The organism is Caballeronia sp. NK8, assembly GCF_018408855.1.
Lineage (GTDB): Bacteria > Pseudomonadota > Gammaproteobacteria > Burkholderiales > Burkholderiaceae > Caballeronia.
Genome location: NZ_AP024325.1, coordinates 76,514 through 93,204, shown reverse-complemented (window position 1 = coordinate 93,204; position 16,691 = coordinate 76,514). Strand labels below are relative to the sequence as shown.

The window sequence follows — 16,691 nt, the reverse complement described above, 5'->3', positions numbered from 1 at the left end:
ATCGCCACAGGGTCTGTTCACAAATAAAACGGCCATGCGTCGCCCCGTAAGGGGCCGCTCGCCCGTGGAGGAGATACTCTTGGACATGCAAAGCCTGAGCGCGCAGCCGCTCGCACCCGCCGCCGCCGCGCCCTTCGATACCGCGCAAAAACGCATCGCGCTCGACGATGTGCCGCTCAACCGCTTTCACGTGAAGATCGCCGGTCTGACGTTCGGCGCGCATTTCACCGAAGGCTATGCGCTCGGCACGATCGGCTACGCGCTGTCGTCATTGAACAGGCAGATTCCGCTCGACGCATTCTGGATGGGCCTGCTCGGTTCGTCCGCGCTGATCGGCATTTTCATCGGCAGTCTCGTGTTCGGCTGGCTCTCCGACAAACTCGGCCGGCAGAAAATCTTCCTTCTGAGCTTCATCATCATCACGGCGGCCGCGTTCGCGCAGTTCTACGCGACCACACCGGCGATGCTCGTCGGGCTGCGCGTTCTGATCGGCTTCGGCATGGGCGGCGATTTCGCGGTCGGTCATGCGATTCTCGCGGAATTCTCGCCGCGAAAACATCGCGGCACGCTGCTCGGTTCGTTCAGCGTCATCTGGACGATCGGCTATGTGATCGCGAACGTGCTCGGCATGCATTACGCGGATGCATCACCCGATGCGTGGCGATGGCTGCTCGCCTCGGCTGGCGTGCCGGCGTTTCTCGTGCTGATCATGCGATTCGGCACACCGGAGTCGCCGCGCTGGCTGCTCGGCCAGGGCCGCAAGGACGAAGCGATGCGTATCGTGCGCAAGCACTTCGGTCCGCACGTGACGCTCGATGCCGGCGCCGGCGAGCACTTCGCGCCCGCGGGCGGTTTTGCGCGACTCTTCAAGCCGGATCTGATTCGCCGCACGGTCTTCAATTGCGCGTTCTTCGTGTGTCTCGTGATTCCCTACTTCGCGATCTACACGTTTCTGCCGAGCATACTCACGGCGATCCGTCTGCCCGAAGGCTCGGGTGCCGATCTGCTGCTCAACGGCTTTCTCGTGCTCGGCGCGCTGGTCGGGATCTGGCTGACGATCAGGCTGTCGCGACGTTCGTTTCTGATCGGGTCGTTCGCGGTGTGTTGCCTGTCGCTGTTCGCGTTGAGCGCGCTGCCGACATCCGCGAGCGTCGCGATGATCGTTGCGTTCGGGGTCTTCACGCTGACGATGTCTGCGTTCTCGAATCTCGTCGGTGTGTTTCCGCCGGAGTGCTTTCCGACCGAAGCGCGTGCGTGCGGCGTGGGGCTGTCGATTGCGTGCAGCCGGCTAGGGTCGGCGGTGGGGACGTTTCTGCTGCCGATCGGCATCGCGCAAGCCGGCGTGCAGATGACGATGCTCGCGCTCGCGGGTGTGTTGCTGATCGGGATGCTGGTCTCGATCGCGTGGGCGCCGGAGACGAAGCATCTGACGTTGAATCAGGCGAGCGGGGGGTGAGGTAGCCGAAGTTCATTGCGCGGCAACGGGAACGTTGCCGCGCTTTTTTCGCCCTGATAAGAACCGATTCGGACAAAGCGGATCGACGCTATCGGGAATAGTTGATAGGTTCGAGAGAGCTTCGGATATCCTGAACAAGGCTCAAAAGCGAGATATTGACTCGCGTCAGTCTACATACGGGATTTCCTGTAAACAGGAAACATTGTTATCCTAAATACATCGAATTTGTGCGCCATGAGCTATAACAGTTCCAACTATAAAAATTCACCGTCAGCGCCGTTGAACACGTGGGTATGCGCGCCCGGGTCTGCGCACGGCCCTTCCGATCAGGCACCGTCGGATAGCCTCATTGGCTCTCCGGACTATTGCGGCGGATGCGTCTCCTATGTCAAGCAGGTATGTCCATCGCTGCCCGTAACCCATGCATGGAAAAAGGGAGCGGCAGTAAAGGACAACCTGCATATCGTCGAAGGAACCGTCATCGCCACATTCGATAGTCACGGACACTTCCGCGGACATGCAGCAATTTACGTGCAACAGGGTCCAGTCGGCGTGACGGTATATGACCAATACGCGCATCCGCCCAAACCTGTCGGACCGCGCGTTTTGCGCTGGGGTCAGGGAGCAGATGTCAACAACGGAGAGAAATTTTATGTCGTTGAATAAGATAGCCGTCTGTCTGGCCGCCTCGGTTCTTCCTATAACCGCGAGCGAATCCGCAAAGGCCGAAGGGATAGCGTGCCCCGCAGTGTCCGGCACGCATCTGCGCTACGTGCAAGTCTTCGACGGCAAGCCCGAAGAAAAGGTCTCGCTCATTGCCGAACATGGCGATAACCGCGAGGGCTACTGGAAACTCGGTTACGTCTACGACCAAGGCCGCTCGGTGACCGTTCAATGCGTCTACGCCAACAAGGAGACGCGTGACATCGCCATTCCTGAGAGAGTCGATACGTGTCGCTATCAGATCGACGATTCCGGTGCGACGAAGATGGATTGCAAGTAAGAGCCAGCGAGACGAACCGAAGGCCCGTCACTCCCGCGCAGCCTTCGCGCCCTCGGCGCGCAGCCACTCCGCAAACGCCTGCACGCTATCCTCACTCGCGAACGAAGGCGCGATATCCAGCCAATACCCATACGGCCCGGTCGATTCCACCGCCGACAGCAGAACCAGCGACCCATCATGCAGTTCATCGGTGATCATGTTGCGGTCGACCACCGCCAGCCCCGAACCCGCCCGCGCCGCATGAATCGCCTGATCCAGCGTCGAGAATTCGATGCCGTTCTCGCCGAACGCGCGCGGCAATCCTGCCGCATCGAGCCAGTTGGGCCACAGCGTCAGCCGCGCATCGTTATGCAGCACATGCAGCGCGGGCAGCCGCTCGAGCAGCGTTTCGACGGACTGCCCCGCGAACTTCATCGCGCCGACGAGCACATGCCGCTCGATGAACAGCAAATCCGACCGATGATCCGCCCTCGCCTCGTACCCGAAGCGAATGCAGCACTGCCTGTCATCGGCGGTATCGGTGCGTACGGACAGATCGATGTCGGGCACCGCGTCGATCAGCGAGCCGAGTCGCGGGGACAGCCAGCGCGTCGCAAAAGTCGGTGGCGCGCTCACGGTCAGACGCTTGCGCTCGACACGCTGCGCGGACGAAAGCGAGCGCGTCACACGTTCGATCGAATCGAATGCTTCGGACAGGCACGCGAGCAGCTCAGCGCCCTGTTTCGTGAGCCGTATGCCCTTGTGATCGCGATCGAACAGCTTGGTGCCGAGCGCATCCTCCAGCAGGCGAATCTGACGGCTCACCGCGCCCGGCGTCACGCACAACGCCGCGGCGGACTTGTTGAAGCTCATATGCCGCGCGCTCTCCTCGAAGAAGCGCAACGCGGTCAAGGATGGCAGTCGCCGCACGATCGTCTCCCTTATCTGCGCGCGCCTCGCCTGGCGCCGCGTCCGCCCGCCTGCATCTCGATCTCCGCGCGCAGCCACTCGCGAAAAAGCGCCACCTGCGGCGCATCGTCATGACCGGTGCGCGTGACGAGCCAGTATGACTGATGCCCGTCCACCTCGACATCGACGATCGGCACGAGCGTGCCCTGCCGCAACTCGTGCGCGATCATATGTCGATCGGCGATGGTGACGCCGATGCCGTCGACCGCCGCGCGGATCGCATGATCGAGCAGATCGAACTCGTAGCCGCCGTGCGTATCGACATCGTCGATATTCGCTGCCTTCAGCCAGTGCTGCCACGTCAGATAGCGCTGATCGCTCGCCGCGAGCACATGCAGCAACGTGAAGCTGTTCAGGTCGATATCGGCGCTATCTTCCTCGCCGATCAGCGAAGGCGAACACACCGCGATATGCCGCTCGTTCATCAGCAACTGGTTGTCGAGACCTTCCCACTCGCCGTTGCCGAAGCGAATCGCGCAATCGAGCGCGCCCGATTCGACGAGATCGTCCTTGCGTTGCGTGGTCAGCGAGATTTCGAGGTCCGGCGCGGCGGCGCGCAACGATTGCAGCCGCGGCATCAACCATCGGCTGGCGAAGGTAGGCGGCGCGTTCACGCGCAAGCGCGTCAGATGAGTTCTTTCCTGAATGCTGCGCACCGTGAGCTCGATGCGGTCGAAGGACATCTTGAGCGCCTGCAGCAGGAGGCGCCCCGTCGCCGACAATTCCAGATGATGATGCCGGCGCAGCAGCAACGGCTCGCCGAGCTGCGTCTCGAGCTGGCGCACCTGGCGGCTCACCGCGCTTTGCGTCACGTGCAGCATTTCGGCGGCGCGCGTGAAGCTGCCGGTATGTCCGGCGACCTCGAAAGCCCTCAGCGCATTCAGGGCAGGCATCTTTCGCTTCAAATCGGTCTCCTTTCCTTGCGTTCAACGCGTGATTCAACACGCATCCACGCCGGAACGTGCCGCTCTAAGGCAGCATTTTACGAATCGAGGCAAATTATGCCGCTTTATGACGTGAAGGCGACACGACGCCCTCACGCCTCACGCGGATCAGCCGATCGCCGCGGGTTCGGCCGGCGCCGGAACGCGTTCGACGACCGTGCGCGCGTCGTCGAGAATCATGTCCGCGCCTTTCTCCGCGACCATCATCACCGGCGCGTTGAGATTGCCTGACGTGATGTTCGGGAAAATCGACGCATCCACGATGCGCAAGCCCTCGATGCCATGCACGCGCAACCGCTCGTCGACGACCGACGTGCGCTCGTCCGGCCCCATCGCGCAGGAACCGCACAAGTGGTAGATCGAGCCCGACTGCTCGCGGAAGTACTCCAGCAGGTCGGCGTCGCTCCGCACGTCCGGTCCCGGCGAGATTTCCTCCGCCGTGATCGCGCGCAGCGCAGCCGAACTCATGATCTTGCGCACGAGCTTGCTGCCCTGCACCGCTTCGTGGACATCCTTCGGCGTCGTCAGCGCGTTGATGCGGATCTTCGCGGCATCTTCCACGCGGTTCGACGCGATTTCGATCGAGCCGCGGCTCGTCGGGCGGCACGGGTTGAAGCACAGCAGGAAGCCCGAGTACGGCTCGGGTTCGAGCTGCGCCTTGCTGCTCTTCGGAATGCGATACGAGAGCGGATTGAAGTACAACTGCAGGTTCGGTTGCGTCTCTTCGTCATCGCCCTTGAAGAAGCCGCCCGACTGGTTCACGCTCATCGAGAGCGGCCCCTTGCGCGAGGTCATATAGCGCATCCCGGCCTTGATCTTGCCGACGAGCGATCGCAGTTCGTCATTCAGCGTCGGGACCGTCGCGCGATAGTAGAAGCTGACGCACAGGTGATCCTGCAGATTCTGGCCGACGGCCGGCAGCTCGCGCACGACCGGAATGCCGTGCCGCGCGAGCAGCGCGCCATCGCCGAGACCGGAGAGCTGCATGAGCTTGGGCGTATCCACCGCGCCCGCCGACAGAATCACTTCGCGCTTCGCACGGAATTGCAGCGACTCGCCCGCGCGCGTCGCCGTCACGCCGGTCGCGCGCGCGCCGTCGAAGAGCACGCGGCTCACGCTGACATTGCGCTCCACGCGCAGGTTCTTGCGTCCCAGCACCGGATGCAGATACTCGAAGCTGCTCGACGAACGCTCACCCTTGCGCGCGTTGATGTCGTAGATGGTCGCGCCTTCGTAGTCCGCACCGTTGATGTCGCCGGTGACGGGATAGCCTGCCTGCCGCGCGCCTTCGAGGAACGTCCCGCAGATGGCGTGGGCGCCGTCCTTCATCGACGAAATGCTGATCTTGCCGCTCGCGCCGTGGTACTGCGTGTCGCCGGCCCAGTGCGATTCGAGGCGGCGGAAATACGGCAGCACGTCGCGATAACCCCAGCCCGCATTGCCCGCGCGCGCCCAGTCGTCGAAATCGTGCGGCTGGCCGCGCACGTAGATCATCGCGTTGATCGAGCCGGAGCCGCCCTGCACCTTGCCGCGCGGGCAATACAGCGAGCGGTCCTTCAGTTGCGCTTCCGGCTCGCTGTAGTACATCCAGTTGTATTCCGGGTTGTAGTAGGTCTTCGTGAAACCGACCGGAATCCTGAACCAGCACGAATCGTCCTTGCCGCCCGCTTCGAGCAGCAGCACCGAATGCTCGCCGGACTCGGTGAGGCGATCGGCGAGAATGCAGCCCGCCGATCCCGCACCCACGATGATGTAATCGAATTCCATGCTTTACCTGCTTGCCTTGTTCTGCGTTCAGCCCTTCGCGGGCGCGAGATCCTTCACGTCGGCGGGCTTCGCCGCCATCTGCAGATGCAGACGCTCACCCGTGTACGGCGTATGCGCGCGCACGACATCCATGTTCAGTTCGACGCCCAGACCCGGCTCCGTCGACGGAATGATGTAGCCGTCTTCCCAGCGGATCTTCGTCTTGAGCACCTCGGCGTGAAAGCCGTCCCATGTGCCGATGCTTTCCTGAATCAGGAAGTTCGGCGTGCACGCGGCGATCTGGATGCTCGCAGCCGCGCCGACCGGGCCGTTGTAGAGATGCGGCGCGATCTGCGCGTAATACACCTCGGCGAGACTCGCAATCTTCTTCGCTTCGAGCAGACCGCCCACGCGCCCGACGTTGAACTGCAGAATCGACGCCGCGCGTGCTTCGAGCAGCCTGAAGAACTCGTACTTTGTCGTGAGGCGCTCGCCCGCCGCGATCGGAATACTGGTCTTCGCGGCGACTTGCGCCATCGCGCTTTCCTGTCCCGGCGGCACCGGCTCCTCGAACCACAGCGGATCGAACTTTTCGAGGCGCTGCGCGAGACGGATCGCCGATGACGGCACCATCTGGCCGTGCGTGCCGAACAGCAGATCGGCCTTGCTGCCGACGGCCTCGCGCACCTTGCGGCAGAACGTTTCGCAACGGTCCATCACTTCGAGCGAAATCTGATGGCCGGAATACGCGGTGTACGGACCTGCCGGATCGAACTTCACGGCCGTGAAACCGAGCGCGACGTTGTGCGCGGCGCATTCGGCGGCGAGATCGGGATCGTCGTAGTCGTATTCGCCGCGCGCGTTCTTCGGATAGAGATAGGTGTACGAACGCAGACGCTCGTGCACGCGGCCGCCGAGCAGCTCGTACACCGGCTTGCCCGCCGCCTTACCGATGATGTCCCAGCACGCCATTTCCAGGCCGCTGACGACGCCCATCATGGTGAGATCGGGGCGTTGCGTGAAGCCGCTCGAATACGCCTCGCGATAGAAGCGCTCGACGTGATGCGGATCGTGGCCGAGCAGATAGCGCTCGAACACGTCTTCGATGATCGGCGCCATCGCTTTCGGATGGAACGTCGCGGAATAGATCTCGCCGACGCCCTCGATGCCGCACGCGGTGCGCAGCTTGACGAAAATCCAGTACATCCCGCCGATGTGCGGCGGCGGCACCGCGACGATATGCGTTTCCAGCGCGGCGATCTTCATTGTTGCGCTCCCAGTTTGTTCAGTCGATGTTTGAAGAAAAGCGCGGCCACGCCGCCCAGCGCGGACATGAACGCGATATAGCCGAAATAGAGCTGATAGCCATGCGCGCCGGGATAGTTCTGCGTGAGATAGCCGTTGATGAGCGGCAGCACCGCATCGGGCGAGTAGCCGATCACCGAGACGAGGCCGATCGCGAGACCCATGATTTCGGCGGGCACCTTGCACTGATCGAGCAACGACCAGTAGAGGCCGCGAATCGCGTACGTCATCACGCCGATGAACAGCACGACCACCGCGATGAGCGCGTGACTGCCGATCGAAGGCGCGGCCATCAGCACGAGCAGCGCAGCGGCGGCAGCGAACAGCGCGAACACGAGCACGGAGGTCTTCGAGAAACGGTCGCCGAGAAAGCCCCCGCCGATGCCGCCGATCGGGCGCATCCACAGTTTGGCGGTGGTGATGAAACCCGCCGCGACCACCGACAAGCCAATTTCCTTCTCATGCAGATACGCGGAGAAGCTGTAGGTCGCCCAGAACACCTGATAGCCGCAGAACACGATGGCCGAGAGCAGCCACAGTTGCGGGTTCTTCAGCAGCACCGCGAGATCGCGCAGCACGTTGCGCTTTTCGCGCGCGGCCCGCGCCGGCTGCGCGCCTTGCGGATCGCGCACGAGACCGAGCACCACGCCGAGCCCGATGCACAGGAACGCGTACATGTATACGACGAGCCGGAAGCCCGCCCCCGTCGATTCGGCGTGCGTCTGCGTGGCCCATGCGAACAGGCTGATCGCGATGGTCGCGAGCAGCGCTTCGATCAGGCCGCGGCCGCCATCGAGAAAGCCGAAGAAGCGGCCTTGCTCGTCGGCGGCGGCGATCATCTGCACGCGCTTGATGATCGCGGCCCAGAACGTCAGGCCGGTCGTCAGCCCCCAGCATCCGAAGATCACGATCAGCGAGCCGAACGATGGCGCAGTCGAATACCAGAGCCCAAGCGCGCCCGTCGCGATCAGCGAAAAGCTGATGAGCACGCGCGGCGCGACGCGGTCCGCGAGCCAGCCGCTCGGCAAATAGCAGACGAGAAAGATCGTGCCGAGCGCGGAATACAAATAGCCGAGTTGCGCTTCGCTGATGTGGAAGACTTCGAGCATCGTCGGCTGATAGACCTGCCGCAGATACAGAATCGGATAGATGGCGCCAGCGGCGATCACGAGCAGCGCGAGTTGCAGATAGCGGTCGGCGCGCGTGCCTTCGCGCGGCGCGACGACGCTTTCACTGGATTGAGCGGAATTCGTTGACACAGGAGTGCTCCTCAAAGGGCAGCGGCGCGCGACATGCGGATGCCGCGCGGCTGGCCTTCAATATGTTTTTGTTGAGTTAGGAATTGATGCGGCCGGCAGCGGCCGCGAGAATCAGTACTTCATGACGACGAGACGCGTCTGCGTGAATTCGAGCATGCCGTGCTTGCCGTCGTCGCCGCCGATGCCGGAGCGCTTCCAGCCGGCATGGAAACCCTGATACGGGTCGGCGGGCGTGCGGTTGATGTAGAGCTCGCCCGCTTCGATCGCGTTGGCGACCTTCATTGCCGTGCGATAGTTTTCGGTGTAAAGCACCGACGACAGACCGAACTGGTGATCGTTGGCCATCGCGAGCGCTTCGTCGATGGTCGCGTACTTCAGCACCGCGAGCACGGGGCCGAAGGTCTCTTCCTGCACGATCTCCATGTCCTGGCGGCAATTCGAAAGCAGCGTCGGCGGATAGAAGAACCCCTTGCGTTGCGGCACTTCGCCGCCGGTTTCGAGCGTCGCGCCCGCTTCGATCGCGCGGCGGACCATCGCGTGAATGCCGTCGCGCGACGCGTTGTTCACGAGCGGGCCCATGTTGCTCGGGTCCTCGTAGCGATCGCCGATTTGCCTGGCCTTCATCTGCTCGCGCAGCAGGCCGACGAATTCATCATGGATACTCTCGTGCACGTAGACACGCTCGATCGCCGTGCAAAGCTGGCCGCTGTGCGTGAGCTTCGAGGCGACGAGTTCGCGTGCGGCCTTGTGCAGATCGGCGTCCGGCTCGATGATCGCGGGCGTCTTGCCGCCCAGTTCGAGCGAAGGCTTCGCGATATTCGCCTTGCAGTATTCGAGCACCTTGCGGCCCGCGTTGACGCTGCCCGTCAACGTGATCATGCCGACCTTCGGATGCGTGCAGACGGCTTCCGCCGTCGCGTGATCCATCGCGAGAATATTGACGACGCCCGCGGGCAGCGCCGCGCGCTCGACGGCGCGCGCCAGTTCGAAAGCCGACAGCGGCGTGTTGTTGCTCGGACGCACTACCACCGTATTGCCCGCGATCAGCGCCGGCGCGACCTTGCGCATCAGCGTGTAGATGGGGAAATTGAACGGGATCAGGCACGCGACCACACCGATCGGCTCGCGATGCAGCACGAGGTTTTCGTTCGGCGTATCGCTCGGAATGACTTCGCCTTCGATACGGCGCGCCCACTCCGCGTGATAGCGCGTGATCTGTGCGGCATAGACGGCTTCGCTGGTCGCGTCTTGCAGGCTCTTGCCGGATTCCATCGCGAGCGCCGCGCCGATCTCGGCGGAGGCTTCGACGATCGCATCCGCGAGACGCTGCATATGCGCGCCGCGCTCGGCGGCGGGCATCACGCGCCACAGACGCTGCGCGTCGGCGGCCTGTTCGACGGCCATGAGCGCCTGCTCGCGCGAGGCATCGTGCACGTGGCCCAGCAACTCTTCCGTCGCGGGATTCAGGATGGCGGTGACGTTATCGCTTACGGGCTCGATGAAACGTCCGTTCACAAAATTCCGTTCTAACTTCATGTCTGGCGGGTTCCTTTCGCTAGGCGTCGGGTCGCACGGCAGCCGCGATTCCGGGCAACCGCTGCGACAAGTCAACGCATTTGCGGCTCATTCTTCCGCGCCTCGCGCCGCAACGACAAGCGAAGAATTTTCTGGAAGAACATGCGAAAAAATCACGCTCGCTGTTCGACTAAATCCATTTTCAGTGCCGCTTTCCTCACGCACAATCCGTCGCTCGCGGTCCTGCCTGCACTGATGGTTCGGACTTCTTCGAATAAGTAAAAGATTTGAGACTTTCATGAGAATCAAAGCAATCTCCCTGGCCGCACTCGCGTGCATCGCGACTTCAGCGCATGCTCAAAGCAGCGTCACGCTGTTCGGCATCCTCGACGAAGGCATCGACTACACGAGCAACGTCGGCGGGAATCATGTCTATGAACTCACGAGCGGCTATGCGGCGGGCAGCCGCTGGGGCCTGCGCGGCGTCGAGGATCTGGGCGGCGGCACGAAGGCCGTGTTCCAGCTCGAAAGCGGTGTGAACCTCAGCAACGGCGCGGCCGGCCAGGGCGGGCGCATGTTCGGTCGTCAAGCGTATGTGGGCGTGAACAATGACCGTTTCGGCTCGGTGACGCTCGGCCGCCAGTACGACTCCGTGGTCGACTATCTCGCGGCGCCGACGGCCAACGGCAACTGGGCAGGCTATCTCTTCGCGCATCCGTTCGACAACGACAACACCGACAACTCGTTCCGCGTGAACAACACGGTCAAATACGCGAGTCCGTCGCTCGGCGGCTTGCGCTTCGGCGGCACGTACAGCTTCAGCAACGACGCGAATTTCGCGGCCAACCGGCAATACAGCGTCGGGGCGTCGTATGCAAATGGCGGCCTGCTGCTGGGCGCGGCTTACCTGCACGCGGACGGCACCGGCTCCAATGCCAATGGCGCGATCGCGACGAACGACGCGAGTTTCATCGCGTCGCGCATGCAGATTTTCGGCGCGGGCGTGAACTACACGTTCGGCAACGCGACGGCGGGCTTTGCGTACACGAATTCGAGCTATCGCGATCCGGTGACGAACGGGTATATCGGCGTGCCGCTCGCCTCGGACGGCAACACGCTGAAGAATCTCCGATACCAGAACTTCGAAGTGAACGGGAAGTACCAGTTCACGCCGGCTTTCTTCGTCGGCGCGCAGTACGTGTATTCGATCGAAACATACGACTCGACGGCAGGCACCGTGAAGCCGCGCATCCACTCGGCCGGTCTGATGGCGGACTATTTCCTGTCCAAGCGCACCGATGTTTATGTGCAGGGCGCGTATCAGAAGATCGCCGGCAAATCGACGGATTCGGTGATGGATCAGGCGTTCATTCCGGGCACGCAGGGTTTGTCGTCGAACTCGGAGCAGTTCGTCGCGCGCGTGGCGTTGCGGCACGCGTTCTGACGCAGCGCGTCGACATGCAGGCGGCACCGGACCATATGCGAGCCGCATGTCCGGGGGCCGCGCGTCATGATATCGTCGACGAGTCATTCCGGTGCCGTCATCATGAGTCAAGTGCGCTACCCCCTCGGACCCGATGACCGGGTGCATCTGCTGTGCTGGCTCACGTGCGGATTGCTCGGCGCGTACTACATCGAAGGCGACTGGCCCGATGCGTCGTTCCAGGTGCGCGCGGCGCATCGCTGGCTCGACCGGCATCATCGCGCGGCCGAGTGGATCGAGACCGCGCGGCTGTCGGCTGCGGCGCAGGCGCTCGCCGCGCGATTCTCGACGACGCTCGATGCCGACGCCTCGCGCGGCGACATCGAGCGCATTCTCGAAGGCGAGGATCTCGACTACGAAAGCGCGCTCGTCAAGCGCGTCTATCACGAATGCTGGGTCGAGCTGACGAGCCGGCGCAAGCCTTCGCATTAGCCCGCGCTTTCAATCTACCTTCAGTCTTTATCGCCTTCACGTTCAATTTTCGTGCCGCATCGCGCGCGTGCCCCGACGAGTCTCGCGTTCGGGCACGCGCATTTTTTTGCGCCGCATGAATGTGCGGAACCCCACATTGGCGTATCGGGCGCGGCGCTAACATCTGCGCGCCTGCTCGCACGTCGATGTTCGCGTCGCCCGGCCGTGACCTGAAGCGCCGGGACAAGCGCGGCTACACCGTCAGCGGCCCCGAAAACGACCGGAACAATCGACATCGAGCCGAGGTAGCCATGCAGGATCGCATTCGTCCGTTTCTTCCCCAAATTCGTCATCGTCGCGCGAGGCTGCGGCCGCTCGCGATGTTTATATCGCTCATTGCGAGCTCTGCATACGCCGCGCCGCCCTTGCCAGCGGGCGGCCAGTTCGTCGCGGGCAGCGGCGCGATCAGCGGCGGCGGTCAGTCGCTCACGATCAATCAGACGTCGACGCGCGGCGTGATCGACTGGACCAGCTTTTCCATCGGCGGCGGACGGCAGGTCACGTTCAACAACGGCGCCGGCGCGACGCTCAATCGCGTGACGGGCGGCGAAGCGTCCGTGATCCTCGGCCAGCTCAGCGCGACGGGCAGCGTGTATCTCGTCAATCCGCAGGGCGTGCTCGTGGGGCCCGGCGGTGTCGTCGCGACGGGCGGGCGCTTCGTCGCGTCGGCGTTGAACATCGACGGCGACGCGTTCATGCAGGGCGGCCCGCTCACGCTCTCGGGCGGCGGCGACGGCATGGTCATCAATCTCGGCAAGATCGGCTCGAGCGGCGGCGACGTGTTCCTCGTGTCGCGCACGGCGGCGGTGAACGGCGGCAGCATCAGCGCGCCGCAGGGCACCGTGGAAATCGCGACGGGCAATCAGGTGCTGCTGCAGGATGCGTCGGGCGGACAGCAAGTGTTCGTGCAGGCGGGCAGCGGCGGCACGGCGATGAACGGCGGCGCGATCCAGGCGGCGCAGGCGAACCTGCAAGCCGCCGATGGCAACGTCTACGCGCTCGCGGGCAACAGCAGCGCGATCCGCGCGACCGGCACCGCGACGCGCGACGGCCACGTGTGGCTCGTCGCCGACCAGGGCGCGGTGCACGCGAACGGCGCGATCGCCGCCACCAACGCGAACGGCAGCGGCGGCACGGTCGAGACGCGCGCAACCACGCTCGATGTCGCAGGCGCGAACGTGCAGGCGCGCACGTGGAAGCTCGGCGCGCCAACCTTCACGGTCGATCAGGCGAACGCGGATTCGTTCGCGCGCAGTCTCGCCAACGGCACCTCGGTCGATATGGAAACCAGCAGCGGCGACCTGAGCGTGGCGGGCAACGTCCAGTGGAACGGCAATGCGTCGCTGACACTCGGCGCGGCGCATAACGTGACGATCGGCACGGGCGCGACCATCGGCAACACGGGCAACGGCAATCTCACGTTGCGCGCGGATGCGGGCGGCGTCGACAACGGCGGCAGCGTGACCAACGGCGGCACGATCGACTGGTCCAAAAGCGGCGGAATCGTGAGCGCGCTCTATGACATGAACGGCAGCTACGCGCCGGGCACGGTGCTCACCAACAGCGGATGGACCGCCGCGCCGTATAGCGGGCTCGTCACGCAGGCGACCGCTTACCGGCTCGTGAACACGCTCGCCGATCTGTCGAACGTGTCGAAGGACCTCGCGGGCAACTATGCGCTCGGCAAGGACATCGACGCGAGCGCGACGGCCTATCCCAACTACTTCACGCCGATCGGACAGACGACGGCCGCGCCGTTCACCGGACAGTTCGACGGCTTCGGCCACAGCATCGACAAACTCGCGACGCAGTCGGATCTCGTGAACGACTACTTCGGCATGTTCGGCGTGATCGGCACGAGCGGCATCGTGCGCAATCTGAATCTCACCAACGCCAGCACGGGCGGCTACTCGTCCGGTGGGCTCGGCTTGCTGGCGGGTCAAAACAATGGCCTCGTCACCTACGTCAACACGACGGGCGCGGTCGGGCAAAACGGCTTCGGCGGATTCGGCGCGGGCGGACTCGTCGGCGTGAACAACGGGACGGTCGAGCGCTCGTCGAGCACGGCGGATGTCGGCTATCAGATCCCGGCGGGCGGGCTGGTCGGCGTCAATAACGGGACCATCGCGCAGTCGTACGCGACCGGCACGACGTACGCCGGCAACCACGGCGAGACCGGCGGGCTCGTCGCGTTCAACACGGGACTCATCACGCAGTCATACGCGACCGGCAGCGTGGGCGGGTTTGGCGGCGGCGGGCTCGTGTTCGTCAACGGCAGCACGGGCGTCATCAACGAGTCGTTCGCGGTCGGGCAGGTCGGCGGCGGCGGGCCGCCGGGAGACCCGGAAGGCGGCATCGCCGCCTACAACCAGGGCGCGATCCACAACAACGTCTACTGGAACAAGGACACGACGATTCGCACGACTGCCGCCGGGTCGAACTCGGGCACGGTGCCGCCGGATTCGAACGGGCTGTCGACGGCGCAGATGAGCAATGTGTCGAATTACCTCGACTGGAATATTCCGGCGGGCGGCGTGTGGGCAATGCCTGCTGGCGCGACGCATCCGGTTTTGCAGTGGCAGCAGGCGCAGCCCTGACGCGCGTGCGGCTGGGCGGCGCGGTGCGCCGTCCAGTCCGCTAACTCCCGATCACCAGAAACACCTCCCCAACCGGCGCCTTCGACCCGTTCGGCACCACCGCCTTGAGCGGAAACCCATACGTCCCGCGAAAGCTGACGAAGCGCCCGATCTGCACGCGAATCCCCGCTCCGACGCTCGCCAGCGACGCATTGTTGACTTCACCGAATTCGGCGATGCGATTCCACACGTGCCCCGCATCGAAAAACAGGAACGGCTGCATGGCCGCGCTGCCCGCCGATATCGCCGGCGCACGCAATTCCGTCTGCACGTTCCAGCCGCGATCGCCTTGCGCGGCGTACGGCTCGTAGCCGCGCACGGTGGCATCGCCGCCCAGACCCAGCTCTTCGCTCGGCAACAGCGTGCTGCCCGTCCATTGAAACAGCCCGCGCGCCGACACCGAAAAGCCCGACTTGCCGAGCGGCATGTCGCGCTGCGCCGACAACTGCATGTACTGATAGCGCGGTGTCGCGCCGAGACGCGCCGCATCGTAGGCTTCGTCGTTACTGCTGCTGTCGAAGTAACCGGGACTCGCGAATAGCGATGCATTGAGATGCGTATCGCCGGATGCATCGCTTCGCAGGAGATCGTAGGCGATCACGAACTGATGGATATGCGTGTTCGCGTTGAACACCTGAAAGCCGCCGAATTCGAGGTCGTTGTTGGAGCGCTTGAAGTCGTAGCCGATCTGCACCTGCTGCTGCCACGCGCCGGCGCGATCGAGCGGCGGCAAGCGCCAGTCGTATCGAAAGCTGAGCTGCGCGCTGAGGCCGGTTTGACCGTAACTATCGGGCAGGCGCGGCGTGCTCTGCGCGTACACGCCGAACAGCTCGATGCGGTCGAGCCACGGCAACGGCGCGATCACATTGAACGCATGCGCGATGTAACGCGGCCGATCGGGCCGCCCTTCGATATCCGGATTGCCGCTCAGCAGATCGTTACTCGCGGTCATCTGATAGCCGATGCGCGCATCGATGCCGAACAGATTGCCGTAGTCGAATCCAGCGAGAATGCGATCGCGGCCGAGGTCGCGCACGCCGTCGTTGTTGTAGCCGCCGTAGAGGCGAAACGGCAAGCGGTCTTCGGTTTGCAGCACGACATCGGTGGTATCGTGCTCGGCGCCGGGCGCGTAGATCACATCGACACGCCGATACGGATTCGCGTTGAGCAACGCAAGCCCGGACGCGACATCGGCTTCGCGAATCGGTTCGCCGCTCGCAAGCGGCATCTCGCGCGTGAGCAACGCATCGGAGAAATAGCGGTTGCCTTTCGGTATGACTCGTCCCGCGCGAAACTCCGCAATCGCGATCGTCACGACGCCGTTGCTCACGTCCTGTTCGGGCACGTACACATCGACGAGCGGCTGGCCCGCCGCGCGATAGCGCTGCACGACCGCGCGGCGTATCGCGGCGAGTCGCGCGAAGGTCAGCGGCTCGTGCAGATCGGCGGAAAAGCCGTCGAGAAACTCGGGCGTGAGCAATGGAACGCCCGTCGCCGTGATCGCGCCTGCTTGCGCGGAAGCACGCGCGTTGGTATCGGTATCGGCACCGGCACCGGCATGCGCGCGCACGAATGCGATGCCCCGCAGATCGCGGATCGCGACGTCCTGCGACTTGTCATCGGGCTCGGGCGGCGAAGGCAACGCGCGCGGCTTCGCAGCGGCGGGAGGCGCGATCGGCGCCACGTCGCGATACGACTGCGCGGCGGCATCGCGCGCATGAACGAGGCAGACGATCGCAACCGGCAGGACCGTCGCGGCGATGCGTGCGGATTTCAATCGATCTCCGGCGTGGCTCTCACGTGAGTCGGCTTCGCATGGTATCAGCGGGTCCGCGTTCGATCCACGGCGCGGAACGATTCATGCATGAACGCGCTCGTGGATCGCCGCAACTCGCGCTGCTCAGCGTAGAAATGACACGCCCACG

General features: G+C 63.9%; 13 protein-coding genes. 6 read left to right on the top strand and 7 right to left on the bottom strand.

What is annotated here, in order from left to right; all coding sequences use genetic code 11:
• The first annotated feature begins 79 nt into the window (after positions 1-79).
• The 3 genes from NK8_RS26015 to NK8_RS26005 all read left to right on the top strand — a co-directional run bounded on the left by NK8_RS26015 (position 80) and on the right by NK8_RS26005 (position 2,459).
• Positions 80-1,456, top strand: a complete 1,377-nt coding sequence (locus tag NK8_RS26015) for an MFS transporter (RefSeq protein ID WP_213232576.1) — start codon at positions 80-82, stop codon at positions 1,454-1,456.
• A 234-nt stretch (positions 1,457-1,690) separates the two neighbouring features.
• The gene (locus NK8_RS26010) at positions 1,691-2,122 is read left to right on the top strand and encodes a BPSL0067 family protein (protein WP_213232574.1); all 432 of its coding nucleotides are present in this window, start codon (positions 1,691-1,693) and stop codon (positions 2,120-2,122) included.
• The gene (locus NK8_RS26005; RefSeq protein ID WP_225936467.1) at positions 2,109-2,459 is read left to right on the top strand and encodes an STY0301 family protein; all 351 of its coding nucleotides are present in this window, start codon (positions 2,109-2,111) and stop codon (positions 2,457-2,459) included. The genes NK8_RS26010 and NK8_RS26005 overlap by 14 nt, the downstream gene beginning before the upstream one ends.
• A 27-nt stretch (positions 2,460-2,486) precedes the next feature.
• Here NK8_RS26005 and NK8_RS26000 read toward each other — a convergent pair whose 3' ends face one another.
• The 6 genes from NK8_RS26000 to aldA all read right to left on the bottom strand — a co-directional run bounded on the left by NK8_RS26000 (position 2,487) and on the right by aldA (position 10,197).
• Complete coding sequence (locus NK8_RS26000) at positions 2,487-3,368, bottom strand: LysR substrate-binding domain-containing protein (RefSeq protein ID WP_213232572.1); 882 nt, start codon at positions 3,366-3,368, stop codon at positions 2,487-2,489.
• 11 nt (positions 3,369-3,379) lie between these two features.
• On the bottom strand, positions 3,380-4,300 hold the full coding sequence (locus tag NK8_RS25995) for a LysR substrate-binding domain-containing protein (RefSeq protein ID WP_213232570.1): 921 nt from the start codon (positions 4,298-4,300) through the stop codon (positions 3,380-3,382).
• A gap of 159 nt (positions 4,301-4,459) precedes the next feature.
• A complete protein-coding gene (locus tag NK8_RS25990; RefSeq protein WP_213232568.1) occupies positions 4,460-6,118 on the bottom strand; it encodes a GMC family oxidoreductase in 1,659 nt (552 codons plus the stop codon).
• A gap of 27 nt (positions 6,119-6,145) precedes the next feature.
• Positions 6,146-7,363, bottom strand: coding sequence for a mandelate racemase/muconate lactonizing enzyme family protein (locus tag NK8_RS25985; RefSeq protein WP_213232567.1), 1,218 nt, complete (start codon positions 7,361-7,363; stop codon positions 6,146-6,148).
• On the bottom strand, positions 7,360-8,661 hold the full coding sequence (locus NK8_RS25980) for a nitrate/nitrite transporter (RefSeq protein WP_213232565.1): 1,302 nt from the start codon (positions 8,659-8,661) through the stop codon (positions 7,360-7,362). The genes NK8_RS25985 and NK8_RS25980 overlap by 4 nt, the downstream gene beginning before the upstream one ends.
• 111 nt (positions 8,662-8,772) lie before the next feature.
• Positions 8,773-10,197: an aldehyde dehydrogenase gene (aldA, locus tag NK8_RS25975; protein ID WP_213232563.1), complete on the bottom strand. Its 1,425-nt coding sequence runs from the start codon at positions 10,195-10,197 to the stop codon at positions 8,773-8,775.
• A gap of 277 nt (positions 10,198-10,474) precedes the next feature.
• On the opposite strand from aldA, the gene NK8_RS25970 reads away from it, so the two are divergent.
• From NK8_RS25970 to NK8_RS25960, 3 genes are all read left to right on the top strand, one after another.
• Positions 10,475-11,620 (top strand): porin, encoded by a 1,146-nt coding sequence (locus NK8_RS25970; protein ID WP_213232561.1) that lies wholly within the window; start codon positions 10,475-10,477, stop codon positions 11,618-11,620.
• Positions 11,621-11,722: 102 nt separating this feature from the next.
• Positions 11,723-12,091 carry a hypothetical protein gene (locus tag NK8_RS25965; protein WP_213232559.1) on the top strand — a complete coding sequence of 123 codons (369 nt, stop codon included), beginning with the start codon at positions 11,723-11,725 and terminating at the stop codon, positions 12,089-12,091.
• Between the two features lie 290 nt (positions 12,092-12,381).
• A complete protein-coding gene (locus tag NK8_RS25960; protein ID WP_213232558.1) occupies positions 12,382-14,727 on the top strand; it encodes a filamentous hemagglutinin N-terminal domain-containing protein in 2,346 nt (781 codons plus the stop codon).
• 40 nt (positions 14,728-14,767) lie between these two features.
• Here the strand turns inward: NK8_RS25960 and NK8_RS25955 are convergent, their stop codons facing one another.
• Positions 14,768-16,543, bottom strand: coding sequence for a ShlB/FhaC/HecB family hemolysin secretion/activation protein (locus NK8_RS25955; protein ID WP_213232557.1), 1,776 nt, complete (start codon positions 16,541-16,543; stop codon positions 14,768-14,770).
• Between the last annotated feature and the right edge of the window lie 148 nt (positions 16,544-16,691).